This window comes from Pedobacter sp. 05L430 (assembly GCF_056397585.1).
This window is the reverse complement of record NZ_JBFTNT010000010.1, coordinates 26,840-44,491: the sequence shown is the minus strand read 5'-3', so window position 1 is coordinate 44,491 and position 17,652 is coordinate 26,840. Positions and strand designations below refer to the sequence as shown.

At 38.4% G+C, this 17,652-nt stretch carries 11 protein-coding genes and 1 pseudogene; 5 read left to right on the top strand and 7 right to left on the bottom strand.

Annotated features, from left to right (window positions below; translation table 11 throughout):
• Nucleotides 1–29 precede the first annotated feature (29 nt).
• Nucleotides 30–1,720, top strand: a pseudogene (locus AC1DG9_RS04475) (ABC-F family ATP-binding cassette domain-containing protein).
• On the top strand, nucleotides 1,717–2,985 hold the full coding sequence (locus AC1DG9_RS04470) for a type IX secretion system plug protein (protein WP_477634344.1): 1,269 nt from the start codon (nucleotides 1,717–1,719) through the stop codon (nucleotides 2,983–2,985). Before AC1DG9_RS04475 ends, AC1DG9_RS04470 begins: the two are co-directional and overlap by 4 nt.
• Here the strand turns inward: AC1DG9_RS04470 and AC1DG9_RS04465 are convergent.
• Complete coding sequence (locus AC1DG9_RS04465) at nucleotides 2,982–4,472, bottom strand: alpha-amylase (protein ID WP_172659503.1); 1,491 nt, start codon at nucleotides 4,470–4,472, stop codon at nucleotides 2,982–2,984. The two genes, AC1DG9_RS04470 and AC1DG9_RS04465, sit on opposite strands and share 4 nt — an antisense overlap.
• Before the next feature lie 102 nt (nucleotides 4,473–4,574).
• On the opposite strand from AC1DG9_RS04465, the gene AC1DG9_RS04460 reads away from it, so the two are divergent.
• Both AC1DG9_RS04460 and AC1DG9_RS04455 read left to right on the top strand, forming a co-directional pair.
• On the top strand, nucleotides 4,575–5,096 hold the full coding sequence (locus AC1DG9_RS04460) for an acyl-CoA thioesterase (RefSeq protein WP_172659502.1): 522 nt from the start codon (nucleotides 4,575–4,577) through the stop codon (nucleotides 5,094–5,096).
• A gap of 41 nt (nucleotides 5,097–5,137) precedes the next feature.
• The gene (locus tag AC1DG9_RS04455) at nucleotides 5,138–6,337 is read left to right on the top strand and encodes a cation:proton antiporter (RefSeq protein ID WP_477634343.1); all 1,200 of its coding nucleotides are present in this window, start codon (nucleotides 5,138–5,140) and stop codon (nucleotides 6,335–6,337) included.
• Here the strand turns inward: AC1DG9_RS04455 and AC1DG9_RS04450 are convergent.
• From AC1DG9_RS04450 to holA, 5 genes are all read right to left on the bottom strand, one after another.
• Nucleotides 6,334–6,747, bottom strand: a complete 414-nt coding sequence (locus tag AC1DG9_RS04450; protein WP_172659501.1) for an EVE domain-containing protein — start codon at nucleotides 6,745–6,747, stop codon at nucleotides 6,334–6,336. The genes AC1DG9_RS04455 and AC1DG9_RS04450 overlap by 4 nt on opposite strands.
• A gap of 82 nt (nucleotides 6,748–6,829) precedes the next feature.
• On the bottom strand, nucleotides 6,830–7,858 hold the full coding sequence (locus AC1DG9_RS04445; RefSeq protein ID WP_337716389.1) for a PorP/SprF family type IX secretion system membrane protein: 1,029 nt from the start codon (nucleotides 7,856–7,858) through the stop codon (nucleotides 6,830–6,832).
• Between the two features lies 1 nt (nucleotide 7,859).
• Nucleotides 7,860–13,274 (bottom strand): PKD domain-containing protein, encoded by a 5,415-nt coding sequence (locus tag AC1DG9_RS04440; RefSeq protein ID WP_477634342.1) that lies wholly within the window; start codon nucleotides 13,272–13,274, stop codon nucleotides 7,860–7,862.
• Nucleotides 13,275–13,546: 272 nt separating this feature from the next.
• Nucleotides 13,547–14,587: an NAD(P)-dependent alcohol dehydrogenase gene (locus tag AC1DG9_RS04435; RefSeq protein WP_172659498.1), complete on the bottom strand. Its 1,041-nt coding sequence runs from the start codon at nucleotides 14,585–14,587 to the stop codon at nucleotides 13,547–13,549.
• 127 nt (nucleotides 14,588–14,714) lie between these two features.
• Nucleotides 14,715–15,740 (bottom strand): DNA polymerase III subunit delta, encoded by a 1,026-nt coding sequence (gene holA / locus AC1DG9_RS04430; protein ID WP_172659497.1) that lies wholly within the window; start codon nucleotides 15,738–15,740, stop codon nucleotides 14,715–14,717.
• A gap of 46 nt (nucleotides 15,741–15,786) precedes the next feature.
• On the opposite strand from holA, the gene AC1DG9_RS04425 reads away from it, so the two are divergent.
• Nucleotides 15,787–16,248, top strand: a complete 462-nt coding sequence (locus tag AC1DG9_RS04425) for a type I restriction enzyme HsdR N-terminal domain-containing protein (RefSeq protein ID WP_288881120.1) — start codon at nucleotides 15,787–15,789, stop codon at nucleotides 16,246–16,248.
• 24 nt (nucleotides 16,249–16,272) lie between these two features.
• Here the strand turns inward: AC1DG9_RS04425 and AC1DG9_RS04420 are convergent, their stop codons facing one another.
• A complete protein-coding gene (locus tag AC1DG9_RS04420) occupies nucleotides 16,273–17,652 on the bottom strand; it encodes an efflux transporter outer membrane subunit (protein ID WP_288881123.1) in 1,380 nt (459 codons plus the stop codon).

The window sequence follows — 17,652 nt, the reverse complement described above, 5'->3', positions numbered from 1 at the left end:
TAGGAATTTGTTTGTATTTTTGCAGCCACATGATTTCGATAAACGACTTAACATTCCTGATAGGCTCCAGAGCCTTATATGATGAGGCAAACTGGCACATTAAACCGGGCGACCGCGTTGGGCTAATTGGTGCCAATGGAACAGGAAAATCTACACTTTTAAAAATAATAGTAGGTGAGTATGCTCCTTCTTCGGGTACTATTTCTATGTCTAAAGACTTAAAAATAGGTTACTTAAACCAGGATTTACTTTCTTACGATTCTCACCATAGTATATTACACGTTGCAATGGAGGCTTTTGAACGCCAGAACCAATTGCACGATGAGATTGAGGTATTACTTAAAAAAATAGAAACAGATTATTCTGAAGAGGTTTTAAATAAACTGAGCGATAAGCAACAGGAATTTGAAGCTTTAGATGGATACAATATAGAATATAGAGCTAATGAGATTTTAGCTGGTTTGGGTTTTAGTACCCAGGATCAGTTAAGACCGCTAAATACCTTTTCGGGAGGTTGGCGCATGCGCGTTATGCTTGCCAAAATTCTATTGCAAACACCTGATATTTTATTACTTGATGAGCCTACCAACCACATGGATTTACCGTCTATTATTTTAAAGCAAAAGCTTCTAAAGCTAAAATGRCTCAGTCGAGGATGAAAGCCTTGGATAGAATGGAGCGTGTGGAAGACGTGGATGATGACAATCCTACTGTAAACTTCCAGTTTAAATTCTCTAAACCATCTGGCCGTCATGTAATCAGAATTGAAGGCGCCACAAAAAGCTACCCTAATGTAGAGATTCTTGAAAATGCAGAAGGCGTGATTGAAAAAGGCGATAAAATTGCTTTGATTGGTGCTAACGGTAAGGGTAAATCGACCTTGCTTAGAATTATAGCAGGTGCCGAAGGCTTTACAGGTAAATGCGAAACAGGTCATAATGTTACTACTACATTTTTTGCTCAGCATCAATTGGAGTCGTTACACCTTGAGAACACCATTCTTGAAGAATTGCAGGCCTTTGCACCTAAACATACCGACACGGAATTGCGTGGTATATTAGGATGTTTTCTTTTCACCGGTGATGATGTTTTCAAAAAGATCCGTGTATTGTCGGGAGGTGAAAAATCAAGGGTTGCTTTAGCTAAATCGCTAACAACTGACTCTAACTTCCTGATCCTGGATGAGCCGACCAACCACCTTGACATACAATCTGTAAACATCCTGATTCAGGCATTACAGCAATATGAAGGTACTTTTATTGCGGTATCTCACGATAGGTATTTCTTAGATAATGTTGCTAATAAAATTTGGTTCATAGAAGACAAGGACATTAAAGAATATCCGGGAACATATGCTGAATACGAAGAATGGAATAGCAAAAGACCTCCTGCAAAACCTTCCAGTGTTCCTGTAAGACCTGATAAAGAGGTAAAAGAAGTTAAAAAGGCCTTAGAAGAAAAACAACCTGCTACTCCAAACAGTTTGCAACAGCTTAAAAAGCTAAATGATCAACTGAAAAAAATTGAGGTTGAGATTGCAACTTTTGAATCGGATGTTAAGTCTATAGAAGCCGAGATTGCTGATGAAGCAATTTATTCGGATGCAGGTAAACTTGCTGAAACAAATAAAAAATATTTAGCTGCCAAGCATAAGTTGGATACTGCCCAAAATACCTGGGAAGACCTCGCTTCTGAAATAATGGAACTAGAAAGTAAATGATAAAACCTGCAGGATTATTTTTTTTGCTGTTGTTAAGTATACAAATTGCTGTTGCACAAAATCAGCAATTTGTATATGAAAACAAGGTGTACCAACCTACAATAAAGACGGTACAATGTTACAACTCGCAACAAGAACAATCTCTGCCTGTAATTGCTCTGAAATCAAATGAACGATTGGTGTTTTCATTTGACGACCTTAATGCCGGAAGCAAAAATTACTGGTATACGGTTGAACATTGCACTTCAGATTGGAAATCATCCCGCTTATCGACCATAGATTATCTGGAAAGCTTAAGTGAGGATAGGATAACCGAGTATAAATACTCATTTGGAACTATCCAAAAGTACACACRTTACCAACTGACTTTACCGAATACTCAGATCAGGCCTAAAATTTCGGGCAACTATATTTTAAAGGTGTATGAAGAAGGTAACCAGCAAAAACCGGTTATTTCTCAGCAGTTTTATGTGGTAGATAATGTGGTAAATATTGGCGTAGATGTAGTGGCCAGTTCACAGGTATCGCTGCGTTTTAGCAACCAGAAGGTCAACTTTACTATTTTACATCAAATGCCTATTCAGAATCCCTATACGGATTTGAAAGCGATAGTGATGCAGAATGGAAATCCGCAGACGGCAATTATAAATACAAAACCGAACTTTATTAAGCCTGGCACATTGGTTTATAACGAGGTAAACAGCAACGATTTCCCGGCAGGTAATGAGTTCAGAAAGTTTGATATCCGTAGCTTACGGTATAAAGGCGATAATGTGCAGGAAATTATAAAGGATACAACCACAAGCGTGGTGCTTTTTCCGGACATCAATACCAGCAAGGCGAAATACAGCAACCTGGTTGATGAGAATGGTAGTTTCTTTATCAGAAACAAAGAAGGCAGCGATGATCCAACAGAAGGTGATTACGCGAATGTGATGTTTACCTTAAATGCGGTACCCCCTACTCCTAATGGAGACGCTTATGTTGTTGGCAGGTTTAACAATTATGTTTTAAACGAGGCCAGTAAGCTTAACTTTGAATCTTCGCGTAAACGTTTTTACGGAAACATATTGCTTAAACAAGGGCTTTATGATTATAAATATGTTTGGTTAAACAAGGATACTGGAAAAATTGACCAGGCAATTTTTGAAGGTTCATTCTTTGAAACTTTAAATACGTACCAGGTATTTGCCTATTATAAAAAACCGGGTATGCGTTGGGAAGAATTAATTGGATATTCCAATGTTGGCAACGTAAAGCGTTAATCAGTTTTTAACACCCAAACTGAAACACTTTTCTGGGCACATAGAAATGCTGCCCATCCCTCTTCATTTACTACCACTTCTTCAGTTATGTTACCAAGTGCATCTGTAAAGGTTTTATTGGCGTGTTTAACACCCATTTCCATGTTTTTAATTCCTGCACCACTGTTACTCATAAGCACCGCAATACCAGAACCTGGATTTTCATCTTCGCCTGCCCTTGTCCACCCTATGCAATTTTGATGATCCAGATAATCGCGCTGAACACCATAAGAAAGATCTTTACGAACCGTACACAGCTTTGGTAATTCGAACACCGCAGAAAGCTCTATTTCTACTTCGTTTCCATTGTGGTCTTTATCTTTATATGCGCTGCCGTAAAGATCGGGATAGAATAAGCAAGGCATGCCCTGCTCACGTAAAAGAATAAGTGCATATGCCAAAGGACGGAACCACGGGGCAACAAATGATTCCAATGCCTGCAAAGGCTGCGAATCGTGGTTATCAACAAATGTGATTGATAAGTATGGATTTATCAACGTAAGTGTTCCTTCAAAAATATTACTGAGGTCGTATGCTTCCCGCTGCTGACTGGCAACATATAAATTTTGATGCAATACCGAATCGAAGAGCTTCATGCGGCCTTCGGTAAGTTCAATGTAAGATTTAAGTTCTTCTACATTATCAACCACCCAGTTCTCACCTACTATAAAGAATTCCCTTTTAAAAGTACTCTTCATATGGTCAATCCATTCATTTAAAAATTTATGGGAGATGTGTTTGACGGCGTCCATTCTAAAACCATCCATTCCACAGGTGTTATAGTACCACTCGCCCCATTCCTTCAGTTCTTGCCTCACGGCGGGATTTCTTGATTCTATATCGTTAAACATCAGGTAGTCGTAATTGCCGTGTTCTTTGGAAGGAACATCTTCCCAACCCTCTCCAAATTCGTTCTGAATTGAAAAAATCCCTCCTTCTTGCAGGTTAGCGGCAAAATCGAGCCCGCTGAAACAATGGTAATCCCAGATAAAACTTGAATATTTACCTTTTCGGCCTGGAAATGTAAATTTAGTCCATGCTTCAATTTCTATAACAGGCGAAATAAACTCTTTACGATTCAGGTCGTTTACTTTCCGCACTTTTATCTTTTCCAGCTCATCTCCACCGGCCTTATGATTAAGCACCACATCGGCAATAGTTGCTATGCCGCTTGCTTTTAGTGCATTAATTGCACTTAAGTATTCTTCTTTAGTTCCGTATTTGGTAGCTACACAATCTTTTTGATCAAACTCGCCAAGATCGAAAAGATCGTAGGAATCGTAACCTACAGAAATATCTCCTGAGGTTGCTTTATAAGCTGGCGGTAGCCAAAGGCCTGTAATTCCGAGTTCAACAAATGTTGGCACCTCTTCGGCAACCCTAATCCATAGCTTAACGTCTTCTTGATAATACCAGTGAAAATATTGTATCAGCGTTTGATTTTTCATGCCGTACAACTAAGATACAAAATCATCAAGAAACCCAAAGCTAGTTGACTCCTTTTATCTCGTAAAAGTGATTATGTTGAATTTTGTTTACTTTTGCCTGAGATGAGTACAAAAGTAAAAAGTCCGAAGGATTCCTTCACCATAATGAATGAGTTGGTATTGCCCAACGATACCAACACGCTTAATAACTTAATGGGGGGCAGATTATTGCATTGGATGGATATTGCTGCTGCAATATCGGCTCAAAAACATTGCAATAGAATTGTGGTTACAGCTTCTGTAGATAATGTATCATTTAAACAGCCTATAAAACTTGGGGATGTAATTACGATTGAGGCTAAGGTTACACGCTCATTTAATACTTCTGTTGAGGTAAGACTGGATGTTTGGGCAGAAAATATTCCTTCGGGAAGCAGGGTAAAATCAAATGAGGCTTACTATACTTTTGTAGCGGTTGACCAAAGTGGAAGAACTATTCCTGTTCCGGAATTGAAACCTGAGACTGAGGAAGAAATCGAATTATTTGCCGGGGCTTTAAGAAGAAGACAATTGCGGTTGATATTGAGTGGAAAGATGTTGCCAAATGACGCTATTGAGTTGAAAGCCCTTTTTTTTAAGGAGTAAACAATAACAGCAGGAATGCTGTTATTAAATAAATAGGAAAAATGACGACGTACACTACACTGATTATTTTAAGCGGCCTGGTCATCTTCTCTTATTTATTTGACCTTGTTGCCAGTAAAACTAAATTACCTTCTGTACTGCTGCTATTGCTTTTAGGAATAGGCCTGCGCGTACTTGTAGATAACCTTAAGATAGAAACCTTCGATTTTCTAAAGATCTTACCTGCTCTTGGTACTGTGGGTTTGATCATGATCGTTTTTGAAGGATCACTTGAACTGAAATACAATCGGGATAAAAATAAAATCATTAAGGGTGCTTTTCTATCGGCACTTGTAATACTGATCGCCTCGGTTTCTGTGATCACTTTTATTATATACGAGATTACCGGCCGCGACCTTTACACGTGCTTTAGCAATGCAATTCCTTTTAGTGTGGTTAGCTCTGCAATAGCTATTCCATCTGCCGCAGCACTATCTAAAAAAGGAAAAGAGTTTATCATTTATGAATCTTCTTTTTCTGATATTCTGGGGATCATACTCTTTAATTTTGCCATATCTAATCCTCACATCTCTACTTCTTCGTTTACTGGCTTAGGACTAAATACGATACTGATAGTTATATTATCGGCTATTTCCTGCATCGTTTTGCTTTATGTAATGGGAAAAATATCACATCACATAAAGTTTTTCCTGATCATCTCTATATTGATAATGGTGTATGCTATTKGGCAGTCGTACCACTTGTCGGCCCTTGTTTTAATACTCTCTTTCGGTCTGTTTTTAAACAATGCAGACACCATCAAGTACGCCTGGTTTAGAAGTATTTTTATTTACAAGAATCTATCTAATGATTTAACACAACTACATCAGTTATCTGCTGAAAGTGCATTTATTTTAAGAACGTTTTTCTTTGTAATATTCGGATTTACAATGAACATTTATCAGCTTAATGATCAAATTGTTCTTGTAAACGGTTTGATTATGCTTGCATCTATCTTTGTGATCAGGTTTGTTTATCTTAAAATCTTTAGAAGGGAAAATAGTGGAGCGGAGGCTTTTATTGCGCCAAGAGGACTGATTAGCATCCTGCTGTATTTTAATTTACCTCATGCGCTTAAAATACCAGAAGTAGGAACTTCTTTCTTATTTGTTGTGGTATTAGGATCGAGTTTGATAATGAGTATAGGTCTGCTCTTAACAAAGAAATATGTAAGAGCAGAACCTTATTCGGGGATGCATTAGCTACCCATCTCTAATATTTTATCAAATTCCTCGGCTTTAAGTGGCATTACAGATAACCTGCCTTGTCTAACCAATGAAACGTCTTTAAGACTTTCTTCTGCTTTGATCTGTTCCAGACTAACAGGATTTTTAAGTGCCTCGACCGGAGCCAGATCTACTACAACCCAGTTAGGGTCACTGGTAGTTGGATCCTGATAAAACTCTTTTACCACTTTTGCTATACCAACTACATTTTTACCTTCATTACTATGGTAGAATAAAACCAGATCCCCTTCTTTCATCTCTTTCAGGTTATTACGTGCCTGATAATTGCGTACACCATCCCAAAAGGTTCTGCCGTCTTTGTTAAATTTCTCCCAGCTATATTTAAAAGGTTCTGACTTCACTAACCAATACTGTGTGTTCTTCATAGTTTAAAAAGGGTTTTTGATACATTCGTTGACAAAACCGCTGACAAAAATATACTTTTTATTCCTTTATTTATATCATTATCTAAAAGAAGTCGTAGCACCTTAGCCCATTAAAACGATTGTAACCAGAACTATTCGGGAAGTACTTTTCRTATCCAATACTAGCCTCAGTAGTACCGCTTGTATTTGTATAATTAATTTTTGAAATGGTAGCATCATGGCTTATACCTAGCCTCACCTTTTCTCCATTACGCCTTCCTTTAAAAAGATCAAAAATAAGAGAAAGAACAACTGCATCAGGGCCGTTCTGGGGGCCCGTTCGATACCAAAGACCTGTATTTAGGCTTTTGTATTTAAATTGAGCTCCCAGACTAACGTTGCTATTACTTGCCTGTCTGTAGTAAACTACAGAAGGTATAAGAGAAGCACCTTCATCTTGGTTATAATCAAAATATGGAGTGAGGGGAATTTTGAAACTTGCGTTTACGGTAATTCTCATTGGAAGCTTGGCTTGCGTTCCGCTAAAGGATTCGTCGGGCCTGTTAATGTGGTGTAATGCCGTCCCAAGCATAAAGTTACGGTAAACAAGGTTTACACCTGTTGCTGCGTCAAAGAAAAACTTATTGGAGATATCATGTGGTTCAGCAGCAGAGATACTGCCAGGAACATATCCTAGGCGAGGATCAATCTGATCGGAAAAGACCAACTTGTTCCAGTCTATCGTTCTATTGGTAAAACCTGCCTGTATACCAAATGACAGTACAAAATCATCGCCACCGACACTGTAAGAATATGTAGCAGCCGCATTGTTTTTAGTTAAATAGGCAGTTCCCTCACTGGAACGATTAAAAATCAATCCCACTCCTCCCGGAAATTTGGCAATATTCAAATCGGCCGAAGCGGAGATATAGGACAGATCACCACTTAAGCCGGACCATTGATTTCTATAAACAAGGTTCATTCTAATATCTCCTTCAAATTGACCGGTTAATGAAGGATTTAAATATATAGGCTGGTTAAAAAACTGTGAATAAATATGATCTTGTGCAGATGCAAATTCAATGCCTATAAAAATTAGCAAAATCAACAGAATCTTTAATGTCTTTGCCATGTTATCTGATTAAATGAATTGGCCCCGTTCGTTTTGGTGCGCTATTATTATATGTCATGCCTTTCCATTGTGATCCATTAATGAATTCGACATCAATTTTCCAGTAATAGACAGACTGGGGTAATTCCACATTGCGGTATGTTCCATCCCAGCCTTCCTGGGGATGTCCTTCGTCAAGCTTTGTTGTTTCCCATATGAGTTGTCCCCATTTGTTAAAAACTGACATCCTCCATGATTTAATTCCTGAACCCTTAGCTCTGAATTGTCGAAGTTCGCTACTTTCACTACCGGGTATAAACGAATTTGGCACAAACAGATATCCGGGCACTCCACTAATTCTCACATTCTTAAAGGAGCTAGTAAAGCATCCGCTTTGATTGATCACTTTTAAAGTTACTTTGTAAAGCCCCGTGTCTGCATAGGTATGTTTTGGGTTTCTGTCTATCGAAGTTATACCATCACCAAAATCCCATAGCCATTGATCTGGACTATTGGTGCTTTGGTCTATAAAACTAAATGTATAAGAAGGTATGCTAATTTCAATGCCAGGATCTACTGAAAACTGTGCGATAGGTGGTGCTGTAATTTTTATATAATCACTTTGTATAAGTGTATTTGGACAATTTAAACTATTTGTTGCTGTTAGTGTAACAGTATAAGATGAAAGAGAACCGCTATACACATGCGTTGGTTCGAATTCTGTAGAAGTTGTTCCATCTCCAAAATCCCATAGGTAGGACAATCCACCAGTGGTTGTGTTGGTGAATTTTACCTGAAGGCCAGGACAACCAACCGTTTTGTCTGCTGTGAAGTTGGTTGTTGGTTGTTCAAGTACCGTGATTGTCTCGGTCGTGGTCGTGTCTGAACAGCCATTTGAAGCAGTAAGTACAACTTTATATACTCCTGGATTTTTAAATGTGTATTGTACAATTTCTGGTGCTGATCTTGTTACCCTACTCCCACCGTCTCCAAAATCATATCTAAATAGATTCGCCCCTTTAGAATTGTTGTGAAAATTCACAAGAAATGGTGCACAGCCACTTTTTTCTGAGCTGTTTACCACTAGCTCAGGCAAAACAGTGTTAGGGGAAACCTGGATAACGTAACTGCTTTCCTGACTGCCGCATTCATTTTCCGCACGCATTCTCACGGTATACTCTTTTATTGTTCCAGTTACATAAACATGTTCTACAGGTAGTTTATCTGTTCTAGTAAGAAAGGCGCCATCTCCAAAATCATAATAGTAAGTATTTGTACCACCGGGAGAGGTATTGCTAAAGGTAACTTTCATTGGAGAGCAGCCAACGGTTTTATTTGGTGAGAATACAGCGATTGGCTGGGCTTTAACAAAGACTGATGAAGTAAACACATTAGTTCCGCATGGCGAAGTTACGCTTAAGGTAGTTACGTAAGTGGTATCTTTTCCTTGGGGATGTGGCTGAAAAGTGATTGGAGGGGGCATCACTAAAGAAGAAGTTATACCATTRCCAAAGTCCCATTTAAAATCAGCATCAACAAGAGAAGTGGAAGTATTTACAAAACTAACTTGTAGCGGACCGCATCCTTCGGATTTATCTTGTGTAAATGACGCAGCAATGCTTTGCCGGGTCGAAAATGCATGAGACATTTCATCAGCTTTACACCCCTGTTTACTGGTAACTACTAGCTTAATAATAACGGATTCATTGTCGTTTGCGATTTGATAACCAGGAAATTGAGCGCCCCTGCCGATTTCTGTTTCATTTACATACCAGATGTAAATATCATTTCGATTTACATCAACAATTGCTTTTACATTTTGGTTGTCGATATTAAATGGCGTACATCCTTTATCAGATGCAAATGTAAAACTGGCAAGTGCATCCGGTTTAACGGTAATGCTTATGCTATTACTAGTACTAGCCTGACCACCAKAACAAAGGCCACTACTTGCTATCCTTCTATACTTTGTTGATACAGTTAGAGCAGACGGTGCATATGTTGGTTTTGTTTCGCCATTTATAACTACCCAATTAACCCCATTGTCTATACTTTTTTCCCAACTATAGGTGTAATCTGAACCATTGCCACCGGTAGGTCGTGGGCCAGTTAAAGGAGCAGGAATACTGCCGGAACAAATGACCTGATCTACGCCAATTGTATTTCCCGCTATTGGTGGTAGCGCTATCAGGTTTACCTCATTACTTATAGTTTCACAAGCACCACCTGATACTATACGCCTAATCGAAGCGCTCACAGGAATTGTAACGGTCAGATCCCGGCTAGTTGCATCAGGAATTATTGTCCAACTCGTACTTGGATTAGTACTTATTTCCCATCTATAGGTATATGGAGGCTTACCTCCAATGGGTACATCGCCATTAATGGTAACCTGTTGCCCGGAACATACAGTTGTTCCTGATGGGTTGGTGATGGTATTTTGAAGTGCTTCTAAGTTATCAATAACCACATCATCTGTAGTTGAACACAAACTTGGCGAAGTAATTGTCCACGTAAAAACATACCGTTGTCCGGGATTAAGTGAGGTTACTGCACTATTGTAAACTGTAGGGTCAATAATTAGAGGCCCTGCAGGCAATACAGTCCACTTACCTATTTCGCTAGCTTTGGGTGCATTACCTTTTAAAGTATAAGTAGACTGGTTACAGATGGATTGATCGGCACCTGCATCAGCCACTGTAATTGTGGGATGTACTTTGATTACAACAGTTTTCGGATTTCCCGGACAACCATTAACAATTGGGGTAATCGTATAAGTAACACTTCCCTCATTTAATCCGCTATTGGTTAAGATATCGTTTATTGCAATAACAGATACGGGAGTAACCTGATTCGTGTTGCCTGTAACCAGACTTGCAGTACTTGTCCAAACATACAAGGTATTGTTATTGCCTAAATTTGAGCTCAATGAAATACCAGATGGATTACCAGTACATATGACTGCCTTTGCTACTGTAGCAGTTAAAATGGGTTTCGGGGTAACTGTTACTGTTAAAATAAATGGCTCTCCGTCGCAGCCATCTTTTTGAGGTATAATGGTATAGCTAACAACCGTATTACTTGTTGCACTGGTATTTGTGATTATATCGGTAATATTTCCCGTTCCTGTTGGACTATATCCGGTAGCTAAGCCATCATTATTTGTTGCTGTCCATTTAAATGTGCTTCCATCAACAGTAGATTTTGGAATAAAATCTACTGGATTGCCCGTACAAACTACTTTAGTGTTATTTGTATTGGTTAATTTATTTTCAGGAAGTATAATAATGTCTATTTGTTTTAAAACTGTAGCACAAGCGCCTGGCACTCCCGTATTAACCCTCAAAAATATGGTTACCTTTCCTGCATTACGCTCTGCGACACTTGGCGTATATACAGTAGTAAGATCAGAAGGATTTGAAAAATTAATATTATTAATTCCATTATCCCAGGTAAAGGAGGTATAGCTTCCTGAAATTGCCCCTGTTAAAGTAACCGATGCTTTGTTGCAAATGGGGTTTGAATTTGCAACGATAGTTGGAACCGGTGCCTCTATAAATGTTATTTTCTGACTAACGGTAATGGTTCCACAATTATTTTTATGGGTTAGGCTAACTGTATAAGTACCAAAATCAGCGAAATTTATGGTTGGATATCTGCTGTTTGCCGTACTTGGAGCTACAAAAGAGTAAGCACCCGTTCCGATAACTTCCCATGTGTAGGTATCTGAAAGATCTTCAGCCGTTCCATTGACAGTCGTTTTTGTATCCGTCGCATTAGGACCAAATACGAAATCACCCTTCTGGCAAAGTCTTTGTTCCGGAGATAAAGTTGCCTGTGGCTCAGTATTTACTACAATCTTTTGTGGCAATGTAATTTCTTGACAGGTTCCGGTTTTAACAGAGAGTGTAATATTATATACACCCGATTGAGAAAATTTAAATTGTGGGGTTACGCTTGAATTACTAGTTCCTCCCTGATAAGATACTCCTTGCGCCGGAACTACATTCCAGGTATAAACCGGAGTTGAGGGGCACGACGTGTTATCTAAAACCGAAGTGTTTGCCGGAGTAAGCACTCCCGCGGTTAAGCAAATCAAATTATTGGGTAAGGTAAAACTTGGTTTTGGTCGTTCCTGTACACAAATCTCTAACTCCAGATCATCGGCCTGACAATTTCCATCACTGATTGACGAAAGCCGTATTTTATGTTTTCCAGTAGTGACAAATTTATGGACTAAATTATAGGTAAGTGGTTTAGCTGAAGCAGCAAGAGCGCCATCCACGTACCAATTGTATTTTACATCATTTGGTGCACAACCTGGAAAATTGGTATTGGCCTGTTCACCGGGTAGAGATTGATTGTTAAAAATAATATCGTCGTTAACACATGCTATAGGAGGAAAAGAGAACAGATTCTTTGGTCTGGTAACTACCTTTGCAGGTGTAGATAGAGGTGAGCCGATTGCACCGCAAAACGGACTTATTAGGCCAACATTTACACCAAAAGCATTATAGAAGGTTTGGTTGCCAGATCGATATGACAACCCACAGGAAGACTTTGTATAAGTATGGCTGATACGATCATTGTTTTGCTTGATGTCACAATATGTATACTCGTTAGACGTGCCATCTCCCCAGTCTACCTTATAAATGTTACCGGGAAAATTTACTCCAATACCTTTATTGGATACATCAACACGATATTCGAATGTACCAACGGGAAAACATACTGTATTTCCGCTTGTAGTGGTAAATGCAGTTACAGCAAGATTGTTAATCAGAAAGTATGCCTTTGTACCCACCGACCCATCGGGCATTGTGGCTTTCACAAACATAGTGTAATGAGCAAGTGATGCAGTATAAGATATTGGAGTTCCGACAGCACCAAAAGCTATTGTTTGTGGCACTCCAGGGTTCAACTCATTTTTAAAAGTTACAGTTACGTTTCCTGTGTTCGATTCATTGTTAAAGAAAAATTCTTTTGTTGGTGTGTTCTCATCGGTATTACAAGTTCCAAATGTTAGGGGATTTGTGCTCGCTTTAGAATTAGAATTTATAGCAACTGTTGCCTTTCCTCCTGCTTTTATATCAAATGGGTTTGAATCTGAAGAAGTAAACACTGGCAATGTTGATTTAATCCTAAGCCTATATCCTGTTCCAGCGGTAGTACCCGGAGGGATTACTCCATTTACAAATGTTGAGTAGAAGCCGGTATAGGATCCGATAGATTTTTCAACTCCCTGGGGCGATACAAGATAAAGATTAAACGAATTACCTGGTTGTAAACAGGTAGCACCCAAACTAAAAGTTGCGGCTATAGTTGACTCAGGCGTGTAAGGTCCAGATGCAACCTGATCTATAACAATTTGCGAGAATGCTATAGAAATATGATAAAAGAATAAAACTAGCGTCAGTAAAGATAAACGTCTTATCATATTATAAATATTATGATAAAAGTAAAGATTTTTTCACTTATTGTTCATTTTATTCATTAATAATCATTCTAATTATTAATATTATCAAATTTGCCTTGTATTTATTTTTAGAAAGTAAATTTCATTAAGTCTTCTGATTAATTACCGGGAATTATTAAGATTATTTATGCTAAAAACCATATATATTGAATGGCCGAGTTTACGGTCAAATCAAAAAAAAATCGTATTTAAATATATTTAAATACGATTTTTAAAAGAAAGAGATTAGAATATTAAAGCGTAGCCATATCAATTACAAATCTGTAGCGAACATCACCTTTAAGCATTCTTGCATACGAAGCAGTTATATCTTTGATGTCAATCATTTCAATATCTGAAACGATATTGTGCTCAGCACAGAAGTCAAGCATTTCCTGAGTTTCAGGTATGCCACCTATGCCTGAGCCTGCAATGCTTTTACGGCCGCCTAAAAGTGAAAAGGGCTGAATTGCATAAGGCTGAGATGGAACACCAACGCAAATCTGTGTCCCATTTGTTCTTAGCAATGACAGGTACATATCCATATCGTGTTCTGCAGAAACAGTATCAAGAATAAAATCAAATGAACCTCTTACAGCTTCAACCTGAGCAGGATCAGATGTAACTACAAAATGATGGGCACCTAAAGCTTTCGCTGCTTCTTCTTTTGAAGCTGATGTACTTAAAACGGTTACTTCAGCACCAAAAGCTACACCAAATTTCACTCCCATATGTCCTAAACCACCAAGACCTAAAACGGCTAATTTATGACCCTTACCAACTTTCCAATGACGCAGAGGTGAATAAGTGGTGATACCTGCACAAAGCAGTGGTGCTGTGGCCGCAAGGGGTAATTTATCCGAAATGTGGAGTACAAATTCTTCGCGAACTACAATGGTATTGGAATAACCTCCGTAAGTAGGTACACCATCTCTACCTTTATTGTTATAGGTTTGGGTACTTCCTTCAAGGCAATATTGCTCTAATCCTTCCTTGCAGTTTTCACAAGTCTGGCAAGAGTCAACCATACATCCTACACCAGCAAGATCATCTTTTTTAAACCTTTTTACATGGTCGCCCACTTTAATTACCTTACCAACAATCTCATGACCCGGCACCATTGGGAATACTCCTGGAAACCAATCATTCTTTATTTGATGAAGATCCGAGTGACAGACACCACAATATAATATTTCAAGTTGAACGTCGTGCGGACCTACTTCCCGGTGTTCAAAGTCCCAGGGTGCTAAATCTGTTTCAGCATTTTGTGCTGCATATCCTTTGGCTTGTATCATAGCTAATTTATATTTTATAATAAAACAAATTTACATTAGTGAGCATAAATATTAACTACACATTTCAAAGCATTTATTATACAATTCAAACATCCTGAAATAAAGTCAGGTAATTAGGTTCAAACTATTAATGGGTCATTTTAAACAACAGCTCTTTTAACAACTCGCCATCGGTGGTGTTACCGGTACTGTCTACACCTTTACTCTTTAAGTCGTATTCCCTTAATAAGCTAATGATATCAAAGGTTTTATTTAGACTATAGCTACGTGCAGCAGCTTCATAATCTTTAACAAAATATGGATTCACACCCAATTCTTTAGCAGCATCGCCCTTATTCTGCAAGTAGTGATATTTTAAAATCTTTGAGAAATAAGAATTCAGGTTGGCCATAACCATAACCATTGGATTGGCTTTTGGATTATCGGCAAAGTAATTGATGATCTGGTTACATTTCAAAATATTCTTGACTGCCAGTGCTTTTTGCAATTCAAAAACATTGTACTCTTTACTTATTCCTATATTTCTTTGAACAAGATCAGTGTCAATTGTTGTTTCTTTAGTAATATTTAAAAGCAGCTTTTCTATTTCATTAGCAATCTTGGAAAGGTCTGTACCCAGGTATTCAGCCATCAGGGCGGATGCCTGTGGAGCAATTTTATAACCTTTCTCTTTTACAAGATCATCTATCCATCCGGCTAATTTGTAATCTCTAACCAGTTCTGACTGGAATATAACACCACTCTTATCAATGGCTTTATAAATCTTTTTACGCTTGTCGAAATTAGCATACTTATAACCTAATACCAGAATGGTGGTAGGCATGGGTTTCTCAAAGTAATTGAGCACAAACTCAGCCTCTTTACTACTCCCTTCTGTCTCTTTGGCCCACTTCAAATCCTGAGCCTCCTTTACAATGATCAACTGATAGTCAGACATCATAGGATAACGCTTGGAAGCATTCATAATGGTAGCCATGTCTGTATCTTTCCCATACAAAACAGTTTGATTAAACCCTCTTTCCATATCATTCAGCACATTATTTTCCATGTAATGAATGATCTGATCGATGTAATAAGGTTCCTCACCATGTAGTAAATAAACAGGCTTAAACTTTCTGGCTTTAATGTCTTTGATTATATCTGCAGCACTCATATGATAGGTCAAACTTAGATAAAATTTTTTGCCTATTTTTACAAAAATGTCATTCACACCAACAGCACTTAACCTACCACAATATCCTTTCAAGATAACACTAAAGGAGTCGCGTTATTTTATCTTTGACGAAATAAGAAAAAAACATCTGTTACTAACACCCGAAGAATGGGTTAGACAACATTTCATCCAGTTTCTGATACTGGAAAAGAAATTTCCAAAATCGCTTATTCAAATAGAAGGCGGACTTAACTTAAATAAACTTCAAAAGAGAACAGATATTGTAATATTCAGTACCCATGGAGAGCGAATAATGGTTATTGAATGTAAAGCACCTTCTGTTAAGATAAGTCAGGCTACTTTTGACCAGGCGGCCAGGTACAACTCTGTTCATAAAACCAAATGGCTGGTAGTAACCAACGGACTAATGCATTGTTATGCAACAATAGACCACAAAGAGGAACAGTTTGTCTTTATAAAAGATCTTCCAGAGTATCAATCCTTATAAGAACAAACTGTCTCCTCTGTACTTTTATTGCCAACCACCCCCAAGAGCGCGATAAAGGCTAATTACTGCCTGCCATTGCTGTAATTTATCACCAATATTATCGAGTTGTGCCGATAGCAAGTTCTGTTCAGAAGTTAATACATCTGTATAATTTGTCGCAGAACTATAACGCAACAGTTTTTTGGTAAAATCTACCGATTTCTGCAGCGATTGCAATTGTTTAGTTCTTATGTTTTGCTGTTCAATTGCGGTTTGGTAAGAGAAAAGCGCATTAGAAACCTCCTCTCCCGCTTTCAATAAGGATTTCTGAAATAGATACGCCGATTCCTGTTGAGCAGCCCTGGCAGTTGTTAGTCTAGCCTTATTTGCTCCCTTATTAAAGATAGGCTGGGTTATTCCTGCCGCAACATTTGCAAACAACCCAGAGGGTGTAATCCAGTCTTTAAAACTAAAACTGGTAAAGCCACTTGAAGCTGTGATGTTGAGTGATGGGTAAAAAAGCTGTCGGGCAACATTAGTTGTTTCAAAAGCCTTCATAAAAGCATACTCTGCTTGTTTAACATCAGGTCGGTTCTGGAGTAATTGGGCAGGAATACCGATATTCAGATCAAAGGGTAATTGTTGAGATTCTAGTGCTTTCCTATTTACTGAACCTGCTTTACGAACCAGTAAAACATTCATAGCATTTTCCGTTTCTCTTATTTGCCTTTTTAAACGGGGTATAGCAACTTCTGCCGCATATTGATTGGCTTCGCTCTGCACTTCAGCGGCGCCGGTTACTATATTAGCTGCTTTTAAAGATTTCATTGTGCTTACATCCGTTTTCCTGTTAGCAACCGTTTTCTCTAAAACAATTAGCTGTTCATCCAAGGCCAAAAGTGTAAAATAGTTATTTGCAATTTCAGAGATCAGTTGTGTTTGCACAGCCTTTCGCGCTTCTTCCGTTTGCAGTAAACCAGCTAGTGCACTACGCTTACTACTTTTAAGCTTACCCCAAATATCTGCTTCCCAGCTGGCCGTTAACCCCACATCATACTGGGTTGATGAGCTGATAATACCAAATCCTTGAGGGTAGGCCAATTTTGATTGGGTTATGGCCGCATTACCAGTTAAGTCTGGTAAAAAAGCAGCTTTACTTTGCTTAAAATTAGCTCTGGCTGCATTTATATGTTCTACAGCTATTTTCAGATCAAGGTTTTGCTGTAATCCTTCTGTTATCAATTCAATTAACAGCGAATCATTAAACAACTTTTGCCATGGCATAGTGGCAATGGTAACTGTATCTGTATCGTGCTGATCCCTGTAAAGATTCTTTGTATCTATTGCTGGCCTTTCGTATTTCTTTGATACCTGGCACGACACCAACATGGTCAGCAAAATTATTAGCCCTATATATTTTTTCAT